Genomic DNA, 22,960 nt, shown 5'->3' with positions numbered 1-22,960 from the left:
CTGGAGGACCACCATGACTGACCAGTACACCTTCCGCAATCCCGTGACTGCCTACGAAAAAATCTCCCCTCCCAAGCAGCACCAGCCCGAGCCGGGCCTTGATGCCGAGCTGGAGCCCAAGGCTGATCTCGGCGAGGAAACGTACCGCGGCACCGGCCGGCTGGAAGGCCGCCGCGCCATCGTGACCGGCGCGGACTCCGGCATCGGGGCTGCGACGGCGATCGCCTTTGCGCGGGAAGGCGCCGACGTCGTCCTTTCCTACCTGCCGCAGGAAGAGGAGGATGCCTCGCGCATTGCCGGAATCATCGAAGCCGCCGGCCGCAAGGCCGTCAAGGTGCCGGGCGACCTCAAGGATTCCGCCGCGTGCCGTGATTTGGTGGACACGGCGCTGGCCGTCCTGGGCGGAGTGGACATCCTGGTCAACAACGCCGGGAAGCAGGTGGCCCAGGAGGACCTGGAGGACATTAGCGACGAGCAGTTCGACCACACCCTGAAGACCAATGTCTATGCCATGTTCTGGGTGACCAAGGCCGCCGTGCCGCATATGCCCGCAGGCTCGACGATCATCAACACCACGTCCATCCAGGCCTACAATCCGTCCCCCACCCTGGTGGACTATGCCACCACCAAGGCGAGCATCAACAACTTCACCAAGGGACTGGCCCAGCAGCTGGCCCCCAAGGGAATCAGGGTGAACGCCGTGGCTCCCGGTCCTATCTGGACGCCCCTGCAGGTCAGCAGCGGCCAACCGAAGGAGCAGCTGCCGGAGTTCGGCCAGTCCACGCCGCTGGGCCGTGCCGGCCAGCCTGCCGAGCTGGCCCCCGCCTACGTCTTCCTGGCGTCGCCGGAGTCCAGCTATGTGGTGGGCGAAACGTTGAACGTCAACGGTGGCAGCCCCACACCGTAGCAGCCCACCCGGCATCCCCGGGCGCGGTCAGCCGGGCGCGGGGATGCCCACCCGGCATCCCCGGGCGCGGTCAGCCGGGCGCGGTCAGCCGGCCGCGTCCCGGTCCGCCAGGAGATCGTCCGTGGCGGGGTCGGGCTCGCCGTTGAAGAACTGGGCCAGGACCGTCTTGAACACTGTTTCTCCGGGTGCTGCCCGGAGAAACAGTGTCATCGAGGAGCGGAGCTTCTTCGCGTCGATGCCGCCAAAAATGTCCTCGGCCGACTGGTCGGCGTGGTTGGCCAGCACCACAGCGCACTCCAGCAGCCGCGGGCCCAGCACCTCGTGGTCCAGGTAGGCCCGGGCTTCAGCGAGTGACGAGATGGCGTATTTGCGCGACATGGCACTCTGCCCCAGCCCGGCAATCTGCGGGAAGATGAACCACATCCAGTGCCCGGACTTCCTGCCGACCTGCAACTCCCCCAACGCCTGCTCATAGGCTCCGCCCGCGTTTTGGGCGGCAACAAAGCGCTCAAGGTCAAACGGCTCATTCATGTGGATCTCCTTGTTTGGCCTGATAAGAGGCCACTTTACGGGGTCAATTCCTTCGAGAGTGCACCGGCCGCAGCCCGCAGTCCGGGGTCCGGGTCCTCCCGCCACCGTGCCAGCACAACGCCGGCCCGCTGCCGTTCACGCTCCCCCAGCCCTGACAGCAACGGCACCAGGACGTCGGAAAGCAGAGGCTCCGTGAGTTCCGCTGCCTGGGCTGAGCGAAGGAAGCCTTCCAGGCGCGTGAGATCCGAATGCCGGAGCAGGCGCACCTTTGTCTGCAGCAGCACCACGGCGGCAAGGCGGCGCTCGAAAACCGGGCGGGATCCTGGCTTGGGCTGCCCCCACAGGGCGGAGGCGAGCATCACGGTTCCGTCGTGGTCCAGGTCCCTGAACTTGCGCAGGGTGTCGCGCACCGTGCCGCGGACGGCCCCAATGGAGGAACCGTAGGAGGCCAGCACGCCGCCCAGCCGGTTTCCGACGTCGTCTGCCCGGTACCAGGCGCCCTCGTTCTGCAGGGTCCGGTCAACAAAGTCCGCCGCAGCGGACACAACGTCAGCGGCGCCCGTCACCGTCCGCGCCCCGAGGAGGCGTGCCGGATGCAGAACGGGGTCCATGGCCGCGCCTCCAGCCTTCCTTCGGTGATGGGTTCCCCGCAGACGGCGCAGGTTCCATAGGTTCCCCGGGCCAGCCTTGCCAGGGCCGCTTCAATCTGGACCAGGCCGGCCGAGCTTTGCTTCAGGAGCGCCGATGCCTGCGAAAGTTCGAAGGCGATCGTGGCGCCCTCCGGATCATGTTCGTCGTCGACGTTGGAATCCTGGCGGGCCGAATTTGCCGCGGCGATATCCGCCTGCAGGGCGGGCAGCAGCGCCACCCGCCGCGCCCGCTCCTCTTCGAGCAGCACACGGAACCGTTCGAAATCTGGCATGGGGAAAGCCTAGCGCGTCAGTCAGTACCAATTCAGGGACACGGAATGGTTCCACGCCCCGCAGGGCGAACCGTAGCGGTCACGGATATAGCCCAGGCCCCAATCGACCTGCGTCCGATAGCTGGTCAGCCAGTCGCTGCCGGCGCTGGCATACTTGCCCGGCGGCAGCGCCTGGGCGATCCCGTAGGCCCCGGACCAGGCGTTGGTGGCGGTGGTCAGCCAGTTTGATTCCTTGCTCCACAGCTGGGCCAGGCAAAGGAACTGGTCCTGGCCCCACCCAAAGGCAGCAAGGCGTCCGGACGCGTAGCTTTTCGCCGCGCCGGGATCGTTAACAGCTCCACCGGGAACGGAAGGAACGACGACGGCGGGCGGGCTTGGCAGGGCCGGCGCCGGTGGCGGTGGCGGCGCAACCGGAACGGCAGGAGCTGGATTGTTGGCAGGCGCGGCCGGGGCCGGGTTGGCCCCGACCGGGGCTGGGGCGGGGGGCGGCGGCTGCTTGGGCTGCTGGGCGGCAGCCGCTGCGGCCTTGGCGGCAGCTGCGGCCTGGCGGCGGGCCTGCTCCTCCGCGGCGGCGCGCTTGGCCGCCTGGGCCGCCTCGTAGGCGGCCAGCGCCGCTTTGCCCTGGCGATACTCCCCCTCAAGTGCCGCCGTCGTACCCTTCAGGGCGGCAAGCTGGGCAGTCAACTCGCCGCAGTGCTGCTGTTCCTCGGTGACCTGCCGTGCCAGTGCGTCCCGGGCGGAACGGGCGGCCTCGGATTTAACCTTCGCCTCCCCGGCCAGTCGTTCCCGCTCGCCCCTGGCAACCTGTTCCTGTTCCGTGAGCGCAGCGGCAACCTTTCCTGCCGCTGCAGCCTTATTCACCAAGGCAGCAGTCTTGTCCCCTACAAGCTTGACCAGGTTGAGCCCCTGGGCGCTGTTGGTCCCCAGCGCATAGAGCGCCACGAAGAATCCGGTATTGGTCCCGCCGGCCTTGTAGGACTGGACGGCCAGGGCGCCGATATCCTTCCGGTACCGGGCCAGTTGGTCGTCTGCACGGGCCGCCTGCGCAGACAGAGTCTGCACCCGGGCTGTTGCCGCCTGAAGCTCCGCATCGGCTGCGGCGTGATCGGCGGCAGAGCGGACCGCCGCATCCCCGGCCGCCTCCGACTGCGCTTGCAGTCCATCCAGGAGCCCGTTGATGCTGGTGATCTCTGCGGCCTTCGCCGCTTCAGAGGACTGCGCCTGCTGCACGTCGGCCCAGGAGGGATATCCGCCGGGCGGCTCCTCCGCCGCGGCCGGCAACGCGGTGGCGCCGGCCAGGGCGATCGCCATCAGGCCCGCGAATATCGGGAAGGACCGGTTGGTAACGAACAGGGGCATAGTCCCGAAGCTTACCGCCGGGTATCGCGGCAAAGCAGGGGTCCGAGGCCGTATTGTTACCGTTTCGGCGCCGTTTCCCAGTTCGAATCTCTCCCCAGGTCAGCCCCGAGATCCGACGTACATCAAGACGTTTGCTGAATTGAGAGGGAAACCTCGTATGTTATTCAAATGTGACAATGACAGTGAGCGCGGGTTATGGTCTTTGGGTGTCCCTCTCAGCCGGGACATTCCCATCAGCATGCCGAGCCCTGCCGCTGATCATGGGATTCAACCGTTTTCCGATGGCAGGGACGGGGGAACCAAGTTTCCACGGCCACTTGTGGCCTTGGGGTTAAGTCGATAGCGCTCCGCCCGCGGAGCCCGCTACCGGCCGGGCATCTCCAGCCCGAACCCGACAGCTCACCCCGCAGGCATGGGAGAGGCGATCAACCGTGTCAAAAAATTCCATTACTGCCCGTCACCGCGCGACTCCGGCCCGCTCCATTGTGCTCGAGGGCCTCGCCGTAACCGCCAAGACCCAGGCCCGTTCGCTGGGCCGCCCGGCGCTCGCAGTTGCTGCAGCGTCCGGCATTGCGTTCGGCGTCGGAGCCCCGGCCCATGCAGGTGTGACCGGTCCGGACACCACTGAGAACACCAGCGTCCAGGCGTACTCGGCACCGGCAGCAGCACCCGTTGCGGCAGCCGGAAACGTCCACACCGTCGTCTCTGGCGACACCATCGGGGCCATCGCGGCTGCCTACGGCGTCAGCCTTAATGACGTCCTGTCCGCCAACGGACTGGGACTGTCCTCAATCATCTACCCCGGTGACCAGATCCAGATCCCCGGTGCAGGCTACACTGCAGCACCGGCTCCGGCTCCTGCCGCAGCTCCGGTCCAGGCTGCAGCCGCAACTGCACCGGCGAACACCGGCATGAACATGTCCTACGCCTCCGCCACCCCGCTGGCCTCCACCGGCACGGGAACCGGCGCTGCGATCCTGGCATCCGCTTACAGCCAGGTTGGCGTGGGCCAGGACTGCACCGCAATGGTTGAGAAGGCCCTGCGCTCCGTCGGCAAGTCCGTCGGCGACCTGGCCCCCACCCAGTTCTTCCAGTACGGCACTGTTGTCAGCGCCCCCGCCCCCGGTGACCTGATCATCACCTCCGGCCACGTGGGCGTTTACGCCGGCGACGGCCAGGTTGTCAGCGGCGGCGTCAACGGCTACAGCACCGAGGTCCACTCCATCAGCTGGCTCGGCGGCTACTCCGCAGTCCGCGTAGCCTAGTCTCCGCGGCGCTTCGCAACCAGCGGAGCCGGTCGCAAAACAGGAGGGCGGCAGCCGGGTATTCCCGGCCGCCGCCCTCCTGTCGTTTTCCCCTGGCGCGAGCCGTCAGGTCCCGCAGAAGGTCATGTAGTTGCCGAAGTCTTCAGGGGCACCCTCGGCGTAGCGTTCCAGTCCCGGACGTTCGGTAAAGGGTGCACCGATGGCCTCGAGCAGTTGCTGCAGGGGTGCGAGGTTTCCTTCGGTGGCAGCTGACAGAGCTTCCTCCACCAGGTGGTTCCGGGGAATGTACACAGGGTTCACGCTGTCCATCAGGTCCGCGTCCGGTTTCATGGCCTGCCACCGCTCCGCCCAGGCGTCGAACGCGGCCAGGTCAAGGACCATCCCGCGAACGGGACGGAGGTCGCCCCGGGCGGCCTTGCCCAGGTTGCGGAAGAAGAGGGTGTAGTCCACCGGGCCGTCCTTCAGGATGGCGATTGCATCGTCCACCAGGGCTGAGGCGTCATCAGCGCTCTCCCCGCCGCCTCCCAGGCCCAGCTTGCGTTTCATGCCGCCGGACCACGACTTGCTGTACTGTCCGCGGAACCCGCCAAGCACCTCCACGGCCGGGGCAACCGCCTTTTCCTGGTCCTGGTCGATGAGCGGCAGCATCGCCTCGGCAAGCCGGGCAAGGTTCCATTCGGCAAGCACCGGCTGGTTGGCATAGGCATAGCGTCCACTGACGTCGATGGAACTGTAGACGGCGGCGGGATTGAACGCGTCCATGAACGCGCACGGGCCGTAGTCGATGGTTTCCCCTGAGATGGTCATGTTGTCCGTATTCATGACACCATGCACGAATCCCACGAGCATCCACCTGGCCACCAGCTCCGCCTGGGCGGAGACGACGGAACCGAACAATGCCAGGTAGGGGTTTTTGGCTTCGGCGGCGTGCGGATAGTGCCTGCTGATGGCATGGTCCGCCAGCCGCTTCAGGAGGTCCAGGTTTTCGGTGGCCCGCGCGTACTGGAAGCTGCCAACGCGCAGGTGGCTGCTTGCCACGCGTGCCAGGACGGCACCGGGCAGCATGCCGTCCCGGCGGACCTGCCGCCCGGTTGCCACCACGGCGAGCGAGCGGGTGGTGGGTATGTGCAGGGCGTGCATGGCCTCACTGACCACATACTCACGGAGCATGGGGCCGACGACGGCACGGCCGTCCCCGGCGCGGGCGAAAGGCGTGCGCCCCGAGCCTTTGAGATGGATGTCCAGGAGGCGGCCGCTTTGGTCCGTGACCTCCCCCAGCAGCAGCGCACGTCCGTCACCCAGCAGGGGTGAGTAACCGCCGAACTGGTGCCCCGCATATGCCTGCGCCACCGGGGTGGCGCCGGCGGGAACGTGATTGCCCACCAGCAGCCGGACCCCTTCGCGGCTGCGGAGGTACTGCGGATCGAGGCCCAGGTCCCAGGCGAGCTTGTCGTTCAGGACCAGGAGCTCAGGACCCGGTGCTTCCTCGGCCTGCCAGGGAACGGCGAGTTCTGCCAGTTCCCGGGCGAAGCGGCCGTCAAAAGTGACCGTGGATTCAGCTGCTGCCGTCATGGTTTAACCCTATCGCCGTAGTTTCGTCCGCCGCTTCCCGCATCGGTTGCCGCCGACGGGGAACGGCAATGCGCTGCAGGTCTTCAGCGGCAATGACCATGGATTCCGGAGCCCGGGCCCTTGCCTGCTCCGCGAGACGGGAGACGTCGTTCCCGTACCGGGCGGAAAAATGCGTGAGCACCAGCGTCCGGGCCTTCCCCGACGCCGCCAGTTCACCGGCCTGCCCGGCGGTCAGGTGCAGGTATTGCCGGGCCAGGCCGGCGTCGTCGTCACTGAACGTGGACTCCGTGACCAGCAGGTCGGTGCCTGCTGCCAGCTCTTCGGCACCGGCGCATGGTGCGGTGTCCATGATGAAGGCAAACCGCTGGCCCGGCCTGGGAATGCTCATGTCCTCCAGGCGGGCTGTCCCGACGACCCCTTCCCGCTGCAGCCGGCGGACGTCGGGCCCTTCGACGCCCGCCGCCCGGAGCCGTTCCGGCAGGAAGGTGCGGCCGTCGGGCTCTGTGAGCAGGTAACCGTACGTCTCGATGCGGTGGTTCAGGGGCCGGACCTCGAGGCCTTCGGCCACGGGCCCGGCGCCGGAATGCGGGTGCAGCCGCAGGTCGATGCCGGGAGAGCTGACGGCCACCAGGGCCCGGACCACATCGTCGCCGGACGCCGGATAATGCAGGTGGACGGGGTGCCCCACTCCGTCCAGAACCATCCTGGAAAGGACTCCGGGCAGGCCATAGCAATGGTCCCCGTGCACGTGCGTGAGGCAAATCCTGGTGATACTGCTTGCCGCTGCTCCGGCATGGATCATTTGGCGCTGGGTGCCCTCGCCGGGGTCGAAAAGCAGCCCCTCGCCGTCCCAGCGCAGCAGGTAGCCGTTGTGGTTCCTGGTCCGGGTGGGAACCTGTGATGCGGTGCCCAGCACAACGAGTTCACGCACTGTTGGTGTCCGCCGATGTGCTGTGCAGCCCCTTGGCGTAGGCGGCCTGACCGGCGTGCTGGAGGCAGTCCCCCAGGATACTGACCAGCCGCACCCCGAGGGTGACGGGTGGGTCCCAATGCCGGTCAACCACACGGTCCAGGGCGGAATCATTGATTCCTTCCAGGACCTTTGCCGTCTGCCGGTGGACGGCGTCGTAGTACTCCTGCAGGAGTACCCGGGATGCGCGGACGGCGTCTACCTGCTTGCTGGAATGGCCGTAGCCGGTGTCACTGTCCGCCAGCGGGAGCCCAAAGCGGGCAACGAATCGCTCCGCCGTCCAGATTTGTTCCAGTCCCGACGCGGCAGCAACCTGGGCATCTTCCACCCGGCCCATGTGCCAGACCAGCCAGGCGATGGAATTGCCGTTACCTGCGGGACGGCGCTGCAGCTGCCCTTCATCCAACCCGTCCAGCACCTGCCTTACCAGGCCCGGGAGACGGTCAAAGGCCTCCAGCAGCAGTTCCTTGGATTCCATGGTTCCCCTCCCCGGCGGCCGCGCCTGGCGGTTCCGCCTCCCGGCCTGTCAGCGTTCCAGGTCGTCGGGCTCAAACTCGCTCAGGGGTGAGCCGCCGAAGTTCTCCTCGTCGTCACTGGCGTCAGCTTCCAGCCCTGTGGGGTTTTCGCCGAAATCGACGTCGGCTGCTGCTTCGCCCAGCGTGGGGGTGTCCGGCGGCACCTGCTCGTCACCGGCCCGGTACCGCGCCTGGGCGCTTTCGTCGCGCAGCGTCTGGTCGCTCAGGAAGTCCTGTTCTTCGCCCGAGACTGCCTCGTCCTGCAGCAATGGGTCTTCCTGCCAGCGGTCCGGGTTGTTTTCGGCTGCCCCCGGGTAGCTGTCCGGTTCCCCCATGACAGGGTCGAGCTCCAGTGACGACGCCGCGCCCGGAGTTTCGTCGAGAAGTATGTCGTCTTCCTGCACGACTTCCAGCTCATCGTCGGGGAGGTTCTGTTCAGTCATGATGATGCCTTTCTCTTTAAGTCCGGCGGACAATAGTAAGCATACTGAGGAACTGTGCCGCCTGTGAACCGTCGACGCTCCCGGGCACCTCGCCCAGCCCCCTGGATCATCCATCGATTGCTCCATAGGTGACGCTCCTATAGCTGTCAAACGTTAGGTGCGGGGCGCTATCCCGTAGCCGTGGCTGCTGTGTTGCCGCTGTCCACAACCGGGGACAATTTCCATTGGGTTATCCACCGCTACTGCGGCCGAGGGAGCTACCCAACGGCTCCCAAAAGGACCAGCCGTGGATAACCCAAATTGCCCCCAATTGTGGACAGCTTTAGGGTTGCGATGAACTGCGTCCTGGGGAAGGACAAGCGATGCCAACCTATCCCTGTGACGTCTGGTTGTGACTCCGCCGCGTAGAGCGTCAGTGCCGAAGCATTAGATTGAATCCGGCAAACATAAGGCCGGCACCTATGAGTGCGTTGATCACTCCAATGCTTAGCCATGTGCCGGGCGTCATTGCGTCGGCAGCGTCACGGCCCCGGCGGCCAGCAAACATCTCCATCCACCTCTGGTGCCCCCTCGAGATAGGAAGCCGGAAGGCCGCTACCCCGATCCCCATGATCATGAATAGCGCCCCAAATAGCGCGAGAACCGCTCCCGGCAAGTACACGTCACTACCTCCATATATCGCGGCCGTCGTCTTCCCACCTTCCGTCGACGGCTTCACAGGGTCGGACCAGGCGCTGTGTCCGTCGAGGATGAGTTGCCCTCGGCTTCGTCAAAAAAGCGTCGAGATCGTGGCAACCATAACGGGACTATGAGAATAACCGGGACAAGGAAGAGCAACCATCTCCAAGAAGGCGGCCAAGAGAAGCCAAACCCACATATCAGCACGCTGTAACTCACGTAATCGCGCATGCCTCGATCGCCGTCTTTGAGTGTCTGAATGTAGCTGACCGCAATGACCGACAGCAGCAGCAGAATGAAGCCGGCAAACCACGGAACCCACGCGGGTCCTTGTTCTCGCACCATGGCCAAAATGGCCAAGACGCCCAGAACGTCAACCCCGGCGACGGCCAGCATCAGCGCCCAAACAGCGAAATAGACCTCGAAGGGCGGCTTACTGCCCTTCGAGCCGGCACTCAACGGTCGTTCGTTGCGTCCGCCCATGCCCTGAGCGTAGACGATGAACGAGGAATCTGGTCAGGCTGACAAACCCGGGGTGCTGCTTACCGTTGAGACTTGTTGGTCGAGCCAATGCCGGTACGCGGTGACGAGTTGGTCGTTTCTCGTGAGGCCCCGTTCCAGCCGTGAAAGGTATGACGGCCATTGGTTAAGGCCCTGAGCTGCGCCCTGAAGCGTCAGTCCGAGGCGGATCCGTAGCGGCCGCAGGTCGTCTATTGACGGAGCTGCGGTTGGATTCATGATCTGCCGGTATATTTCACGGGCGACGTAGCGCTTGAGGCAGCGCATGATTTCTCGTTTACCCTTACCTTCCAAAGTTCGTCTGGCCACGTACTCCTTTGTTCTGGCATCTGATCCCATCCGCACGAGCACCACATGATGGAGAGCCTTATTGGCATCCCGGTCGCCACCGCGGCTGAGTCTGTGGCGGTTTGTTTTGCCCGATGAAGCAGGAACTGGTGCGACTCCCACCAGGGCGGCGAACTGGGCTTCACTGCCCACTCGTTCCGAGTTGTCGCCCACCGTTACCAACAGCTGGCTGGCAACCTCGACACCGACTCCTGGGAGGTCGCAGAGTAGTGGCGCGTAGGCATCCAGAATCTCTTTCAATGCTGCATCGGCTTCAGCTATCTCATCGGTAAGAGACTGGTACCTCCTGGCCAGTTTCTTTAGAGTCCAAGCAGTCACGTGCGAAGGGTCAGCGAGGTGGCCAGCTGGCTTCGCGCGTGCCAACGTGGCGATCATGGCCGAAGTCACGATGCCCCGAAATTTTGCCCTGATCGTTTCCGGTGCTGAGATCAGCAGGTCCTTGATCTGATTAATGGCGGCAGTTCTCGCCTTCATGGCCGAGGTGCGTGAGGCCCGCAGCACGCGCAGACACTCCACAGGGCCGTCCTTGTCCTTTGGGACAGCTGTGCAGCGTTCTGCCAGGACGGCTTCGGCCGCCGCATAGGCATCCAAGGGATCGGACTTGCCGCGGCGCCGACGTTGCTGGCGGTTGGGCGATTGACTTCTACGACGGCTGCCCGTGCACTTAACGCCCACCGCAATAATCTCGCCGTGAGAGCGGGCGAAGTCGATGATACTGCGATAGCCATGGCCCGTTGCCTGAAACTGACCGTCGACGAGGGGGCGCCCGTGCTCGGTGATTATTGCAACGTGGTGGGTGTCCGCATGAGTATCCACACCAACAATGACACGCACTTCTTCCTTTTCCGGCATGGCGCCTTTCCTGACGAAGTGAGTATCACGTGGTCTGGGTGGGCAGACAACACGGTAAGGGGATCATGGTCAAGCTCCTATCAAGTCATGACCGCCCAGCCCACGCGAAAGGTCGTGAACCGGCGGACAAGACATGTGAAGGACAGCGCAAAAGCGCGTCAGGTGCACGATGGGTCACGCCGGTTCAGGACTAATACCATCATTACCGTCGTTTTCAGGCCTCAAAACGACACGTACGGAGCAATCGATGGGGTTGGCGGGGCAGCAGGGTGCGCTGAACAGCGCTTCCGTGACTTTTGGCCCTAGAGTGCCCGTGGCGGCCGGGCCACTCTGGAACAGCAGGAAGACCAGTCACGATGAGCAGGAAGTGCAGCCATGACATCCCAGAAACCCATCGCCGTGGGCACCAACGATTCAGCGCAAAGCCAGGCTGCGGTCCTCTGGGCAGCGCGGCGTGCCCACCAGGCAGGCCTGCCGCTGGTGGTCGTCCACGTCGTCGACGACCGGTGGGTTGCCGAACCCTACCCCTGGTTCGGCACACTCCAGCAGGCCGGTGAGGAACTGCTCAAGACCGCCGCCGGCCGGCTCGAAGGAAGCGTGTCCGTTACCCCGGACACGGTACTGCTCACCGGAAGCGTGGGCGGGCAGCTGGCCAAGTTTTCGAAGAAGACCTCGATGATGGTCATCGGCTCAGGCAGCGGCCACCTGGGCGGTGCCCTCGCAGACCGTGCACTCCAGGTGGCCACCGCCGCCAAGGTCCCGGTCGCCGTCGTTGGGACCCAGGACCTGGAAGGCCGGTCCGGTGTGGTGGTCGGTGTTGACGGATCCGCCGAGGCAACACAGGCCGTCGCCTTCGCCGCCGCCGAAGCGGACCGCGGCGGAGACGAACTTACCGTCGTCTACGCCGTCAATGCGCCCGATCCCGTCATCGACGCCGGCCTGACGCCGGGTGGGCTCGCGGACCTCATCGTGGACGAGGAACGGGTTGTGCTTTCTGAAACTGTTGCCGGGCTCAAGGAAGACTACCCGGACCTGACCGTGCACCAGCGGCTCGACAGCGACAAGGGTGCGGTGGACGCCCTTGTGGAGGCCGCGGCCGGAGCACGGCTGCTGGTGGTGGGCAGCCGCGGCAGGGGCGCCTTCAAACGCCTGCTGCTTGGTTCGACCGCACACGGGGTGCTGAAGCACCTCCCGTGCCCCACGATCATCACGCGTACTGAGGCCGTACGCGGCACCATCTAGGCCGGGACCGCCTGCCGGTCCTTCTCCCCGTTTCATGCATCCCCCAGCGGAAAGATCCATGCCATGAAAAAGCCCGCCGCCATCATCATGCTGGTCCTCGGGATCCTGATCACCCTTCCGGGGCTGGCTGCGCTGGCGGGAGGAGCCGTGGCCTCGGCGGTGGGATCCGTTCAGGGAGACGGCTTCCTGACCTCCGGCACATCCCGTTTTTCCGTCAATTCCTTTGCCCTTACATCTCCACGGGCAGATGCCATTGGCGAGGATGTTCCCGGCAGGCTTCCCTTCGACATCGGCACCCTGCGCCTGCGGGTTAATTCAGTGAGCCCAGACAAACCGGTGTTCATCGGGATCGGCCCGCAGGCCGACGTCGAACAGTACCTGTCAGGCGTGCACCACTCGGAGCTGCTCAACATCCGCCAGCGGCCCTTCCGGGCAGAATACCGCGACGTTCCGGGTGGAAACCCCGCATCACCACCGGCCGACCAGCGCTTTTGGACCGCATCCGTCGCAGGCCCAGGAGAGCAGGAGCTGACCTGGAACATCACCCCGGGCACGTGGGAAGTGGTGGTGATGAATGCCGATGCCTCCTCCGGCATCGATGTCCAGGCGCAGGCCGGATTCCGCTCGGACCTGATCCGGCCGGCAGCCACCGGCCTGCTGGTGGGCGGGCTCATCGCCCTGGTGATTGGTATTCCCCTCATCATCTTCGGCGCCATGGGACTGGGCCGGCACGCCGCGCGGCCGGCTGGCGGGCCACCGTCCGGCGGGCCACCGTCCGGCGGGCCCCCAGCCGGAGGGACATTAACCGGCGGGCCGCCAGCCGGAGGGACATGGATGGCGGGGTCCGGGATGGCCGGGCCGGGGCAAGTACCGGGCGGCCAGCCGCCTGGACAGGTACCAGGAGGACAGGTGCCGGAAGGGCAGGGGGCAGCACCGGCTTCCTGGGGCCAGCCAGGAGTGCACGCCGCGCCGGCAGCACCGGGCGTGGCCCCCCCGCCGCAACCGTTTACTGCGGCCGAAGACCGCCGCGGATACCCCGCACGGCTGTTCGGCACCATCGATCCCGCGCTGTCCCGCTGGATGTGGCTGGTCAAGTGGTTCCTGGCCATCCCCCATTTCATCCTTCTCTTCTTCCTCTGGTTCGCGTTTGTCATCACCACCATCGTGGCGGGCTTCGCCATCCTGTTCACCGGCCGGTACCCGAGGGCCCTGTTCGACTTCAATGTGGGCGTCATGCGCTGGAACTGGCGGGTGGCGTTCTACGCCTACGCCGCCGTTGGCACCGACCTCTACCCGCCGTTCACGCTCAAACGCACCAATTACCCCGCCGACTTCGAGGTGGACTACCCGGAGCGGCTCTCCCGGGGCCTGGTGCTGGTGAAATGGTGGCTCCTGGCGATCCCGCACCTCCTCGTCGTGGCCGCGTTCACCAACACTGCGTGGCGGTGGCGCGCAGACAACAACTACTTCGGCACGACCTATGAACAGAGTGCGGGCCCGTCCCTGCTGGGGCTGCTGGTCCTGATCGCGGCAGTGATCCTGCTGTTCACCGGCCGTTACCAGCGCCCGCTGTTTGATTTCATCCTGGGCGTCAACCGCTGGATTTACCGGGTCCTGGTGTACACCGCGCTGATGCGCGATGAATATCCACCGTTCCGGCTTGACCAGGGGCCCACGGAACCTGAGTGGCCCCAAGGGTTAACTCCCCCGGCGGCAGCACCACAGGCCGCACCGCCGTCCGCGGGCGGCCCGCCCGCCGGCGCGCCGTGACCTTCGGCCCTAGCCCCGCCGCGGGGGTGCAGGCATGATGGGCGGGACAGCGAGGGTCGGACGAGGGAGCAGACATGAGCATTGCCGGGGCACCAATTGCCAGGATCGTGGTAGGCGTCGACGGATCGGAGCCATCCCTGGAGGCGCTCCGCCAGGCCCAACGGTTTGCCACTCCCCTCGGCGCCAAGGTCCAGGCCATCGCCTGCTGGGAGTACCCGCAGGTGTACTCCGGCTACGTCATGATGGGCATTGAAGGCTTCGAGGAAGGCGCGAAGAAAATCCTGGACGAGGCAATGGAGCAGGCCTTCGGTACCGAACTGCCGGCCAATGTCACCGCAAGCCTCGTCAGGGGCCATCCCCGCGAGGCACTGATCGACGCCAGCCGCGATGCCGACATGATCGTGGTGGGGCGCCGCGGGCACGGCGGATTCGGCGGACTGCTCCTGGGCTCCGTCAGCTCCGCCGTCGTGGCCCATGCCCACTGCCCCGTGCTGGTTGTCCACACGCCCGAGGGCCGGGCCCACGCAGCAGAGGGTTCCTGACCAGCCTGGCATCGGCGGAAGCTACTGACGTCCAGGGCGGGTGATGGCATTGCCGCTCAGTGAAGCACGACGGCGGACGCTCGCCATAGCGCTCGCCGCCGCCCTGGTGGTCCTTGCCATCGCCCTGGCCCTGTTGCTGCCGGCGCTCACGGCGGGTCCGCCGGCGGCATCACCGTCACCGTCTTCCGCACCTCCCAGCCCATCCGCCCTTCCGAGCCAGTCCAGCCCGCCGGTCCCGGCCATTTCCCCTTCCGGCCAGCAGGGGCCACAGGAAACGGAGACGCCGGAAGCCGGCCAGATACCGGTGGAGCCGCCCATCACGGTCCCTCCCGTTCCCGGACCGCAGCCTACTCAGGCTCCGGAGGAGCCCGCCGCTCCCCCGCAGCCTGCGCCGTTCCCGGACTCCCTCCGGGGGCAGGATCTGACCGTCATCCCGGGGGCGGGGCGCGTGGTTGCCCTCACGTTCGATGCCGGCGCCAACGCTGCGGGACTGCCAAGTATCCTGTCCACGCTCTCCGCCAAAGGCGTTACCGGGACCTTTTTCCTGACCGGCAACTGGGCCGCCAACAACCCGCAGTCGGTGGCACGGATCGTGGCTGCCGGGCACAGGGTGGCAAACCATTCCATGACCCATCCCGGCTTTACCGGACTGGGCAACGAGCAGATCATCCAACAGGTGCGGGGCGCCGAGGAGGCAATCCTGGCAGCCGGGGCCGATCCGAGGCCGCTGTTCCGCTTCCCCTACGGCGAACGGGACGCCCGAACCATCGCAGCGGTGAACTCGCTGGGGTACGTGGCGGTGAGGTGGACCGTTGACACCCTCGGCTGGAAAGGCACCAGTGGAGGTGCCAGCCTCCAGGCGGTGGCCGACCGCGTCCAGGCGGGGCTGCAGCCCGGTGAGATCGTCCTCATGCACATCGGGTCAAACCCGGATGACGGCTCCACCCTCGACGCCGACGCCCTCCCGCAAGTCATTGACCGCATAGCAGCCGGCGGGTACGGCTTCGCCACCCTCGACGCCCTGCTGGGGCAGTGAAAGCCCGGCATCATGGCGAAGACCAGGCCCTCCCGGAGCGGGGAAGTGCGTTCCCGGCGGCCGGAACCCCCCACGTGGCGCCGGCCGGATGATGCCCCTGATCCGGCACACCATGGGCTCCCCGTCCACGAAGTGGTCCTGCTGCTGGAAACGGATGCTGCGAGGGGCCTGGGCCAGGAAGAGGTAGCGCGCCGGCGCGCCCAGTTTGGCGCGAACCAGCTTCCCCGGTCCAAAGGCGGGGGCATTGCCCGCAAGCTGGGACGGCAATTCAATAACCCCCTGGTCTATGTCCTGCTGGCCGCCGCAGCCGTGACCGTGTTCCTTGGCGAATTCCTGGACGCGGGCGTCATCCTCGCGGTGGTCCTGGTCAACACGGCGATCGGCTTCATCCAGGAAGTCCGGGCAGAAGCGGCCCTGGACGCACTGCACTCGCTGGTCCGCACACATGCCGCGGTCGTGCGCGGCGGCGAACGGCGGCAGGTTCCCTCCGAGGACCTGGTCCCCGGCGACCTTGTGCTGCTGGAGGCCGGGGACAAGGTACCGGCTGACCTGCGCCTGGTGCGGCTGTCCGCCTTGCGGGTGGACGAATCCGCGCTGACGGGAGAATCGGACCCGGTGTCCAAGGACGAGGTAGTACTCCCGCAGGTCACGCCGGTGGCAGACCGGAGGAACATGCTCTACAGCGGCACCCTGGTGACCGCAGGCACCGGAGCAGGAATCGTCGTCGCAATCGGCGGCGAAACCGAGCTTGGCGAGATCCACCGCCTTATGGGGGCGGTCCGGCCGGTGGCCACGCCGCTGACCCTGAAACTGGCACGGTTCAGCTCAACCCTCACCATCGCCATCCTTGCCCTCGCCGCCGTGGCGTTCGTCGCCGGCCTGGCGCATGGCGAGCCGCCGGGGCAGATGTTCACTGCCGCCGTCGCACTGGCTGTGGGAGCCATTCCGGAAGGCCTTCCCGCCGCCGTCACGGTGACGCTTGCCATTGGTGTCCGCCGGATGGCGCGCCGCCGTGCCGTGGTCCGCCGGCTGCCGGTGGTGGAAACGCTGGGAAGCACCACGGTGATCTGCTCTGACAAGACCGGCACCTTCACTGAGAACCAGATGACGGTCCGGGCGCTCTGGACGCCCTCCGGCACCTATGACGTCAGTGGTTCAGGCTACGGGCCTGCCGGACACATCACCCCGTCGGCAACGCGGAATCCAGGCGGCATTCAGCAGCAGGTGACGGACACGCCGGAGCATCCGGCGGGCGGGGATGCAGCGCTGCACTGGTCCCTCCTGGGTGGCGCAGCATGCAACGACGCCAAGGTGCACAGGGAGGGATCCACGTGGCAGGTGCGGGGCGACCCCACCGAGGCCGCGATGTTGGTGGCGGCAGGGAAAGGCGGCAAGGACGCCGCCGGTTTCCTGGCTGCCAATCCACGGCAGCAGGAACTGCCGTTCACATCGGAGCGGCAGTTCATGGCCACCCTGCATGTTTCCACGCTCCCGGAAGGCGGCGGCGTGGTGTTCGTCAAAGGTGCCGTGGAACGCATCCTTGACCTATGCTCCTCCGAAATGGACGCGCACGGCGCCGGCAGACCCGTCCGCAGGCATGCAGCGCTCAGTGCCGCGCACGCGCTCGCGGACAGCGGACTCCGGGTCCTGGCCACCGCCATGATGCGCCTTCCCGCCGGCAGCGGGCCTCTGTCCGCCATCGAATTACGGGGCCGGATGACCCTGACGGGGCTCCAGGCCATGCACGACCCGCCGCGGGAAGCGGCCGCAGCTTCCGTGAAGGCCTGCCAGCGCGCGGGTGTGGGGGTCAAGATGATCACCGGCGACCATGTACGGACTGCAATCACCGTGGCCGCCGCCGTGGGCCTGGCTGCCGACCATGACACCGGGACGGCCCTGACGGGCACCGAGCTGGACGCCATTCCAGCGGACCAGTTTGCGGGCGCGGTGGAACGGGCAACAGTTTTCGCCCGGGTTTCGCCGGAACAGAAACTCCGCCTTATCGGGGCCCTCCAGTCCCGCGGACACGTGGCTGCCATGACGGGGGACGGCGTCAACGATGCCCCCGCCCTTCGGCAGGCGAACGTGGGCATTGCCATGGGGCGGACCGGAACGGAAGTGGCCAAGGAGGCATCGGACATCGTCCTGACCGACGACGACTTTGCCACCATTGAGGCCGCCGTTGAAGAGGGCCGCAACGTCTTCGACAACCTCACCAAATTCATTGTGTGGACCCTGCCCACCAACATGGCCGAGGGGCTGGTAATCCTCGTGGCCATCCTTCTGGGGGCAAAGCTGCCCATCCTGCCCACCCAGATCCTGTGGATCAACATGACCACCGCCGTGGCGCTTGGACTGATGCTCGCCTTTGAGCCGAAGGAACCAGGGTTGATGTCCCGTCCGCCACGGCCACCCGACCGGCCCCTCCTGACATTGGCCCTTACCGTCCGGATCCTCCTCGTTTCGGCGCTGCTGGTCGCGGGAGCCTGGTGGCTGTTCGAACACGAATTGGCCGTAGGTGCATCCGTTGCCCAGGCCCGCACGTCCGCCGTCAACCTGTTCGTCGCCGTGGAGGTTGCCTACCTCTTCAGCTGCCGGTCCTTGACCCGGCCGGCCTGGCGGATCAGCCCGTTCAGCAACCGATGGCTCCTGGTGGGCGTTGCGGTACAGGCGGCAGGACAAGCGGCCCTGACCTACGCGCCGCTGATGAACGGACTCTTCCATACCGCCCCCATCAGCGGGGACGCCTGGCTGCGGATCCTTGGCCTGGCGCTGCTTGCATCCCTGGTCGTCGCGGTGGACAAACGTTTGCGGCGCCGCGGTTTCTAATGCCTGCCACCCGCCGCGGGACGGGACTAATGGCTCTGCCCCGGGCACCCGCAGCATTCGATACTGAAAGTGGAAGGCGGACGGTTGGCGTCCGCCTCCACATGACCGGAGGTCGTGAAGTGTACGGCTGGAATGACGGCATGGGCCTTTGGGGCTATGTCCTGATGAGCATCAGCATGGTGGTGGTCTGGGGAGCGATCATCACCGGCATTGTCCTGCTGGCCCGTTCCCTGCGGGCGCCCTCCCCGAATGCACCCCAGCCCCCGTCGCCCCGAAAGGCAGAGGACGTGCTGGCCGAGCGTTTTGCGCGCGGCGAAATCGACGTCGCGGAATACCAGAACAGGCTGGCTGTCCTGCGCGGCCAGCCGGGTACCTGAGTTCCGGCTCCCGCAGGCGATGGACAGTGGGTGCAGCTGTGCCGCTCTCTGAATTTGAAAAACGCGAACTTGACCAGATCAGCCATGGACTGGCCGAGGACGACCCCGGCTTCGCCGCCCTGCTTGGCCGGGATGCCTTTGCGCTGTCCCTTCGGGCCCGGTTCAGGCGCGGCCTGCTTCTTGTCGCGGCAGGAATCTGCGTCCTGCTGCTTGGCCTGGTGGTCCGGGTTCCCTGGCTGGGCATTGCAGGATTCGCCATCATGAACGGTGCCGGGTACTGGGCCGTCAAGGACCTGCGCTGGTCGTCGCGGACCACAAACCGTCAGGTCACCCAAGTGGAAGGCAACAACGAATGAACACTGGACCAGGTAAGGACGCCATGGCCGAGGCGCGGGCGCTGCAGGCCGTCGAAGCCCACCATGCGGACATGCTGCGGCAGTTGAACGCGCTGGTTGGACTGCTGACCGAGGCTGTTGAGGCGCGGGACCCTGCCGCCGGCCAGGAAACGCAGGCTGCGTTGCTGGACTGGTGTGACCGGGAACTGGTGCCGCACGCCCTGGCAGAGGAGGGACCCCTCTACAGCGGGCCACACGCCATGCCGGAGGCCAGGCTGCTGGTGGACGGGATGCTGGCCGAGCATCAGGTGATCGTGGGCCTGGTCGACGAACTCAGGACGGCGGACGGGGTAGCTGCCGCAGTGGCCGCGGGTGCCATCCAGCGGATTTTTGCCCTGCACCTGGACAAGGAAAACCGGCTTTTGATGCCCTTCGTTATCGAATCCCCGGAGCTGTCACTCGCCCGCGCCGTTGAAGGACTCCACGAACTGGTGGGACAGGGCGCCGCCCACCATCACGGGCAGGGTCACCACAGCCACTAATACCGGACCAAGAAAAGCGCGGGTACGACGGCGGCGTGCCGGGTCTGTCAGCCATGGCACGCCGTGTGGATCAGGGCGCCGCAGATGCCTGCGACTGCATCCCGTCGAGGTGGCCCGCCTCCGTCTCCTCCGGGGCGTGCACCACCAGCACCGGGCAGTGGGCATGGCTCACGCACGCGGAGCTGACCGAGCCAAGAACGAAGCTCCCATTCCCCCGCCTGCCCACGATCAGCAGGGAGGCGTTACGGCTCGCGTCAATCAGCAGCGGGCTTGGTTTGCCCCGCACCAGCTTGGCGTGCACAAAGGGTGGCAGCTCCTCGAAGGCATCTGCCAGCGCCTGCTGCAGTACCTGGTGGGCCGCATATTTGAACCCCTCGATCCCTACCGCGAGATACACCCCGTAGCCGGCCGGCACGTCCCAGCAGGCCCATGCCTCCACCGTCGCGGACAGGGGCTCCGCCATGGCGCGGGCTACCCGGAGGGCGGCGATGGAGGCGTCGGATCCGTCCACCGCAACGATGATCCGGGGGTGCGGTTCGGGGGCAGTCATGCCGGCTCCATTCACTGTTGTTGGCACATTCCCCTCCAGGGTTCCCTCCTGGGGCGTCGTCCCACAATGGCGCAGAGCCGGGTGCCGGGGTAGGGCCGAAAGTCATGGCGGGAACAGCACCGGGGCTGCGTCCGCCATAGTGCCACCCACCGGCGGACTTAGGTCCCTTCCCGGCATGACGCCCGCTGGGGAACAATGGGGTCAGGCCCTCCCCGGGGGCCGCCCCGCACGGATGCGGGTTTTGGTCCTGGAGATTTTGGGAGCGTTCTGTGCACATGCATGAAGCTGGGTCTGATGAAGCGGCAGGAGCATCCGGGCAGGTCCGCGTGTTCATCCTTGATGACCACGAACTTGTCCGGCAGGGACTGAAGGACCTGCTGGAGGGCGAAGGGTTCCTGGTGGTGGGCGAGAGTGGATCCGCGGCCGAGGCCACCCGCCGGATTCCGGCCCTCCACCCGGACATCGCCATCCTGGACGGGAGGCTTCCCGACGGCACGGGCATCGAGGTGTGCCGGGACGTGCGTTCCCTCGATCCCCGCCTGCGCTGCCTGATCCTTACCAGTTACGACGACGAACAGGCCCTCCGCGGCGCAGTCCTGGCCGGCGCCTCGGGATACATCCTGAAACAGATCAGGAGCGATGACCTCCTGGCGGGGATCCGCAAAGCGGCTGCGGGCGAATCCCTGTTTGAACCGGGAGTCGAGCAGCAGGTCATCACAGGCCTTTCCACGGTACCCACCGATCCGCGGTTGGATGGCCTGAGCGCGCAGGAGAAGAAAGTGCTGGCCCTGATCGGCCAGGGGCTGACCAACCGGCAGATCGGTGACGAACTGTTCCTGGCCGAAAAGACGGTCAAGAACTATGTGTCGTCCATCCTGGCCAAACTGGGTTTTGAGCGCCGGACGCAGGCCGCCGTCTACGTCACCAAAAGCGCATCGGACACTGCCTGACAACCGGTTCCGCCTGGCAGAGGCATCAAGCGAGCCGGGCGGACCACGTCACCGACGTTCCGGCACCTGGCGCACTCTCGATGATGCAGCTGCCCTTCAACAATTCGGCGCGATGCCGCATGTTCGCCAGGCCGCTGAGGCGGGACGGCTCAGCGAAGCCCCGGCCGTTGTCGCTGATGAGGAGCTGGACCTGGTCCTGCCCCACGTCGACAAGGACCTCAATGTCCTCAGCGCCGGAATGCCGCAGCGCATTGCTGAGGCCCTCCGAGAGCACGGACAGCAGATGGACCGCCACGTCGTCCCTGATCGAGTCCACCGCTCCGTTGAGGGAAACCTTGGGGGTGATGGCATAGCTGCGCGAATTTTCCCGGACTGCGCGCAGGATCTGGCCCGTCAGCGGTTCCCGTTCCTCGTCGGCGGTGCGAAGGGAGTAGATCGTATCCCGCAGCTTGCGGATGGTGTCGTCAAGTTCGGTGGTCACAGCGGCGATGCGTTCATGCGCCACGGGGTCCATTGTGTAGCGGCGCAGGCTCTGGATGCTCAGGCCGGCAGCGAACAGGCGTTGGATGACCAGGTCGTGCAGGTCGCGGGCAATCCTTTCCCGGTCGCTGATAAGGAGATTCTGTTCCCGCAGGGCATTCACGCGCGCGAGGTCCAGGGCCAGGCCGATCCGGCTTCCAAAGATGGCACTGGACTCTGCCTCAGCCTGGGTGAAGACCGCCGCTCCCTGGGCGCGGGCCAGCAGGAGGACGCCGTTACCGCTGCCGGCGTGCCCCAAGGAACAGACGAGGACAGAGCCAAGCTTTCCCGCCACCTCCTCGTCGAACACCTGCCGCGGGTCCCTGGCAACGAAAGACCCGCCGTCGTCAATAACGCCCGACACCGCACCTGAGGACATCAACTCCTGACCCGCCTGGAGACCCTGCACGCCAAGGCATGAACGGCAGCGAAGCGTACCGTCACTGGCCGGCACGGCCACCACTGCAAGAGCCGAGTCCGATACCTTCAATGCTGTGTCGGCAACAAGGTCGAGGATGTCCGCGTTGCCGGGATGGGGCGCCATGATCAGCCGGCTGCTCAGCTCCATCCCTGCCTCCAGCCATTTCTGCCGGCGGTTGCTGTCTTCAAAAAGGCGGGCGTTCTGGATGGCGACACCAGCCGCGGCTGCAAGGGCAACGGCAAGTTCCTCATCGTCGGTGGTGAAATCCTCGGCACCCTGCTTTTCCGTCAGGTAGAGGTTGCCGAACACTTCATCGCGGACACGGACCGGGACCCCCAGGAAGGTCTTCATGGGCGGGTGGTTCGCGGGGAACCCGGACGCAATGGGATGCCGGCCAAGGTCATGGAGCCTCAGGGGCCGTGGCTCGCGGATGAGCAGGCCAAGGACGCCGTGCCCGGTGGGCAGGTCGCCAATGGAACGGATCCCTTCTTCGTCGATTCCCACCGTGATGAAGTGGCTCAGGGTCCGGTCCTCACCGATCACGCCCAAAGCGCCGTAGCCTGCGCCAACCAGCGCGCAGGCAGACCGGACGAGGCGGTCCAGCACGGCCTCCAGGCTCAGATCCCCGGCGAGGGCCATCACTGCGGCCAGGAGGGCATTAATGCGCTCCTCGGTATCCAGCAGCTCGTCCCGGCCGGTAAGGCCCCGCACCGGATCTTCCAGGTTGTCCCTCATCGGCGGCCGCCGGGGTTCCTCAATGCTCACGTTCCACCTCCTGCGGCAAGAGCCTGCGGCGCTGCGGGTCCTTGTCGCGATCCAAGTGTCCGGAACGGAAGTGCCTGCCCCCGCCCGCAAGTCCGCCTTCACATGAGCATGAAGACATGTCCTGGGTTCATTGTAGAAGCCCCCGTCAACAGCCCGCGGGACCTTCTTCCCTACCGGGGAGCAATTCCCGGCCCTAGGCTA

General features: G+C 66.2%; 23 protein-coding genes and 1 riboswitch. Of the genes, 11 read left to right on the top strand and 12 right to left on the bottom strand.

Annotation, left to right across the window (positions count from 1 at the left end):
• Positions 1–13: 13 nt before the first annotated feature.
• Positions 14–907 (top strand): glucose 1-dehydrogenase, encoded by an 894-nt coding sequence (locus ASG86_RS16150; protein ID WP_056336507.1) that lies wholly within the window; start codon positions 14–16, stop codon positions 905–907.
• An 84-nt stretch (positions 908–991) separates the two neighbouring features.
• On the opposite strand, the gene ASG86_RS16145 is transcribed toward ASG86_RS16150, so the two are convergent.
• From ASG86_RS16145 to ASG86_RS16130, 4 genes are read right to left on the bottom strand one after another with little or no spacing between them, the layout of a single operon-like run.
• Positions 992–1,438, bottom strand: coding sequence for a DUF1810 domain-containing protein (locus ASG86_RS16145; protein WP_056336503.1), 447 nt, complete (start codon positions 1,436–1,438; stop codon positions 992–994).
• 35 nt (positions 1,439–1,473) lie between these two features.
• The gene (locus ASG86_RS16140; protein ID WP_442854307.1) at positions 1,474–2,049 is read right to left on the bottom strand and encodes a DNA alkylation repair protein; all 576 of its coding nucleotides are present in this window, start codon (positions 2,047–2,049) and stop codon (positions 1,474–1,476) included.
• Positions 2,001–2,360, bottom strand: a complete 360-nt coding sequence (locus ASG86_RS16135; protein WP_056336501.1) for a TraR/DksA family transcriptional regulator — start codon at positions 2,358–2,360, stop codon at positions 2,001–2,003. Before ASG86_RS16135 ends, ASG86_RS16140 begins: the two co-directional genes overlap by 49 nt.
• A gap of 21 nt (positions 2,361–2,381) precedes the next feature.
• Entirely contained in the window at positions 2,382–3,719 is a 1,338-nt protein-coding gene (locus tag ASG86_RS16130; protein ID WP_056336498.1) for a hypothetical protein, read from the bottom strand.
• Between the two features lie 259 nt (positions 3,720–3,978).
• Positions 3,979–4,147, top strand: a riboswitch (cyclic di-AMP (ydaO/yuaA leader).
• A 3-nt stretch (positions 4,148–4,150) separates the two neighbouring features.
• Between ASG86_RS16130 and ASG86_RS16125 the strand changes: the two genes are divergently transcribed.
• Positions 4,151–4,984, top strand: a complete 834-nt coding sequence (locus tag ASG86_RS16125; RefSeq protein WP_056336495.1) for a LysM peptidoglycan-binding domain-containing protein — start codon at positions 4,151–4,153, stop codon at positions 4,982–4,984.
• A gap of 105 nt (positions 4,985–5,089) precedes the next feature.
• On the opposite strand, the gene ASG86_RS16120 is transcribed toward ASG86_RS16125, so the two are convergent.
• The 6 genes from ASG86_RS16120 to ASG86_RS16090 all read right to left on the bottom strand — a co-directional run bounded on the left by ASG86_RS16120 (position 5,090) and on the right by ASG86_RS16090 (position 10,881).
• The gene (locus ASG86_RS16120; RefSeq protein ID WP_056336492.1) at positions 5,090–6,556 is read right to left on the bottom strand and encodes a protein adenylyltransferase SelO; all 1,467 of its coding nucleotides are present in this window, start codon (positions 6,554–6,556) and stop codon (positions 5,090–5,092) included.
• The gene (locus ASG86_RS16115; protein WP_056336489.1) at positions 6,540–7,487 is read right to left on the bottom strand and encodes a ribonuclease Z; all 948 of its coding nucleotides are present in this window, start codon (positions 7,485–7,487) and stop codon (positions 6,540–6,542) included. The genes ASG86_RS16120 and ASG86_RS16115 overlap by 17 nt, the downstream gene beginning before the upstream one ends.
• On the bottom strand, positions 7,480–8,004 hold the full coding sequence (locus ASG86_RS16110) for a mycothiol transferase (protein WP_056336486.1): 525 nt from the start codon (positions 8,002–8,004) through the stop codon (positions 7,480–7,482). Before ASG86_RS16110 ends, ASG86_RS16115 begins: the two co-directional genes overlap by 8 nt.
• A gap of 48 nt (positions 8,005–8,052) precedes the next feature.
• Positions 8,053–8,484: a hypothetical protein gene (locus ASG86_RS16105; protein ID WP_056336482.1), complete on the bottom strand. Its 432-nt coding sequence runs from the start codon at positions 8,482–8,484 to the stop codon at positions 8,053–8,055.
• 714 nt (positions 8,485–9,198) lie between these two features.
• A complete protein-coding gene (locus ASG86_RS16095) occupies positions 9,199–9,645 on the bottom strand; it encodes a hypothetical protein (RefSeq protein ID WP_156386206.1) in 447 nt (148 codons plus the stop codon).
• A gap of 33 nt (positions 9,646–9,678) precedes the next feature.
• Complete coding sequence (locus tag ASG86_RS16090) at positions 9,679–10,881, bottom strand: IS110 family transposase (RefSeq protein WP_156386205.1); 1,203 nt, start codon at positions 10,879–10,881, stop codon at positions 9,679–9,681.
• Between the two features lie 375 nt (positions 10,882–11,256).
• Here ASG86_RS16090 and ASG86_RS16085 point away from each other — a divergent pair, with 375 nt between their 5' ends.
• The 8 genes from ASG86_RS16085 to ASG86_RS16050 all read left to right on the top strand — a co-directional run bounded on the left by ASG86_RS16085 (position 11,257) and on the right by ASG86_RS16050 (position 19,554).
• Positions 11,257–12,123, top strand: coding sequence for a universal stress protein (locus tag ASG86_RS16085; protein WP_056336474.1), 867 nt, complete (start codon positions 11,257–11,259; stop codon positions 12,121–12,123).
• A gap of 63 nt (positions 12,124–12,186) precedes the next feature.
• A complete protein-coding gene (locus ASG86_RS16080; RefSeq protein WP_056336471.1) occupies positions 12,187–13,893 on the top strand; it encodes a DUF4389 domain-containing protein in 1,707 nt (568 codons plus the stop codon).
• 74 nt (positions 13,894–13,967) lie between these two features.
• Positions 13,968–14,435, top strand: a complete 468-nt coding sequence (locus tag ASG86_RS16075; RefSeq protein ID WP_056336468.1) for a universal stress protein — start codon at positions 13,968–13,970, stop codon at positions 14,433–14,435.
• 43 nt (positions 14,436–14,478) lie between these two features.
• A complete protein-coding gene (locus ASG86_RS16070) occupies positions 14,479–15,471 on the top strand; it encodes a polysaccharide deacetylase family protein (RefSeq protein WP_056336465.1) in 993 nt (330 codons plus the stop codon).
• 12 nt (positions 15,472–15,483) lie between these two features.
• Positions 15,484–18,300, top strand: a complete 2,817-nt coding sequence (locus tag ASG86_RS16065) for an HAD-IC family P-type ATPase (RefSeq protein WP_235565206.1) — start codon at positions 15,484–15,486, stop codon at positions 18,298–18,300.
• Positions 18,301–18,401: 101 nt separating this feature from the next.
• Positions 18,402–18,677, top strand: coding sequence for an SHOCT domain-containing protein (locus ASG86_RS16060; protein ID WP_056336459.1), 276 nt, complete (start codon positions 18,402–18,404; stop codon positions 18,675–18,677).
• Between the two features lie 38 nt (positions 18,678–18,715).
• On the top strand, positions 18,716–19,033 hold the full coding sequence (locus tag ASG86_RS16055) for a DUF3040 domain-containing protein (protein ID WP_056336881.1): 318 nt from the start codon (positions 18,716–18,718) through the stop codon (positions 19,031–19,033).
• Positions 19,030–19,554, top strand: coding sequence for a hemerythrin domain-containing protein (locus ASG86_RS16050; RefSeq protein ID WP_056336454.1), 525 nt, complete (start codon positions 19,030–19,032; stop codon positions 19,552–19,554). The genes ASG86_RS16055 and ASG86_RS16050 overlap by 4 nt, the downstream gene beginning before the upstream one ends.
• Positions 19,555–19,624: 70 nt before the next feature.
• Here the strand turns inward: ASG86_RS16050 and ASG86_RS16045 are convergent, their stop codons facing one another.
• A complete protein-coding gene (locus tag ASG86_RS16045) occupies positions 19,625–20,104 on the bottom strand; it encodes a universal stress protein (protein WP_056336452.1) in 480 nt (159 codons plus the stop codon).
• 275 nt (positions 20,105–20,379) lie between these two features.
• Between ASG86_RS16045 and ASG86_RS16040 the strand changes: the two genes are divergently transcribed.
• Positions 20,380–21,054: a response regulator gene (locus ASG86_RS16040; RefSeq protein WP_056336447.1), complete on the top strand. Its 675-nt coding sequence runs from the start codon at positions 20,380–20,382 to the stop codon at positions 21,052–21,054.
• Between the two features lie 25 nt (positions 21,055–21,079).
• Here ASG86_RS16040 and ASG86_RS16035 read toward each other — a convergent pair whose 3' ends face one another.
• On the bottom strand, positions 21,080–22,729 hold the full coding sequence (locus tag ASG86_RS16035; RefSeq protein ID WP_056336444.1) for a GAF domain-containing sensor histidine kinase: 1,650 nt from the start codon (positions 22,727–22,729) through the stop codon (positions 21,080–21,082).
• Between the last annotated feature and the right edge of the window lie 231 nt (positions 22,730–22,960).

Source organism: Arthrobacter sp. Soil764 (genome assembly GCF_001428075.1).
Taxonomy (GTDB): Bacteria; Actinomycetota; Actinomycetes; order Actinomycetales; family Micrococcaceae; genus Arthrobacter.
Note: the sequence above shows the minus strand (reverse complement) of the source record. Positions and strands in the feature narration are given on the sequence as shown.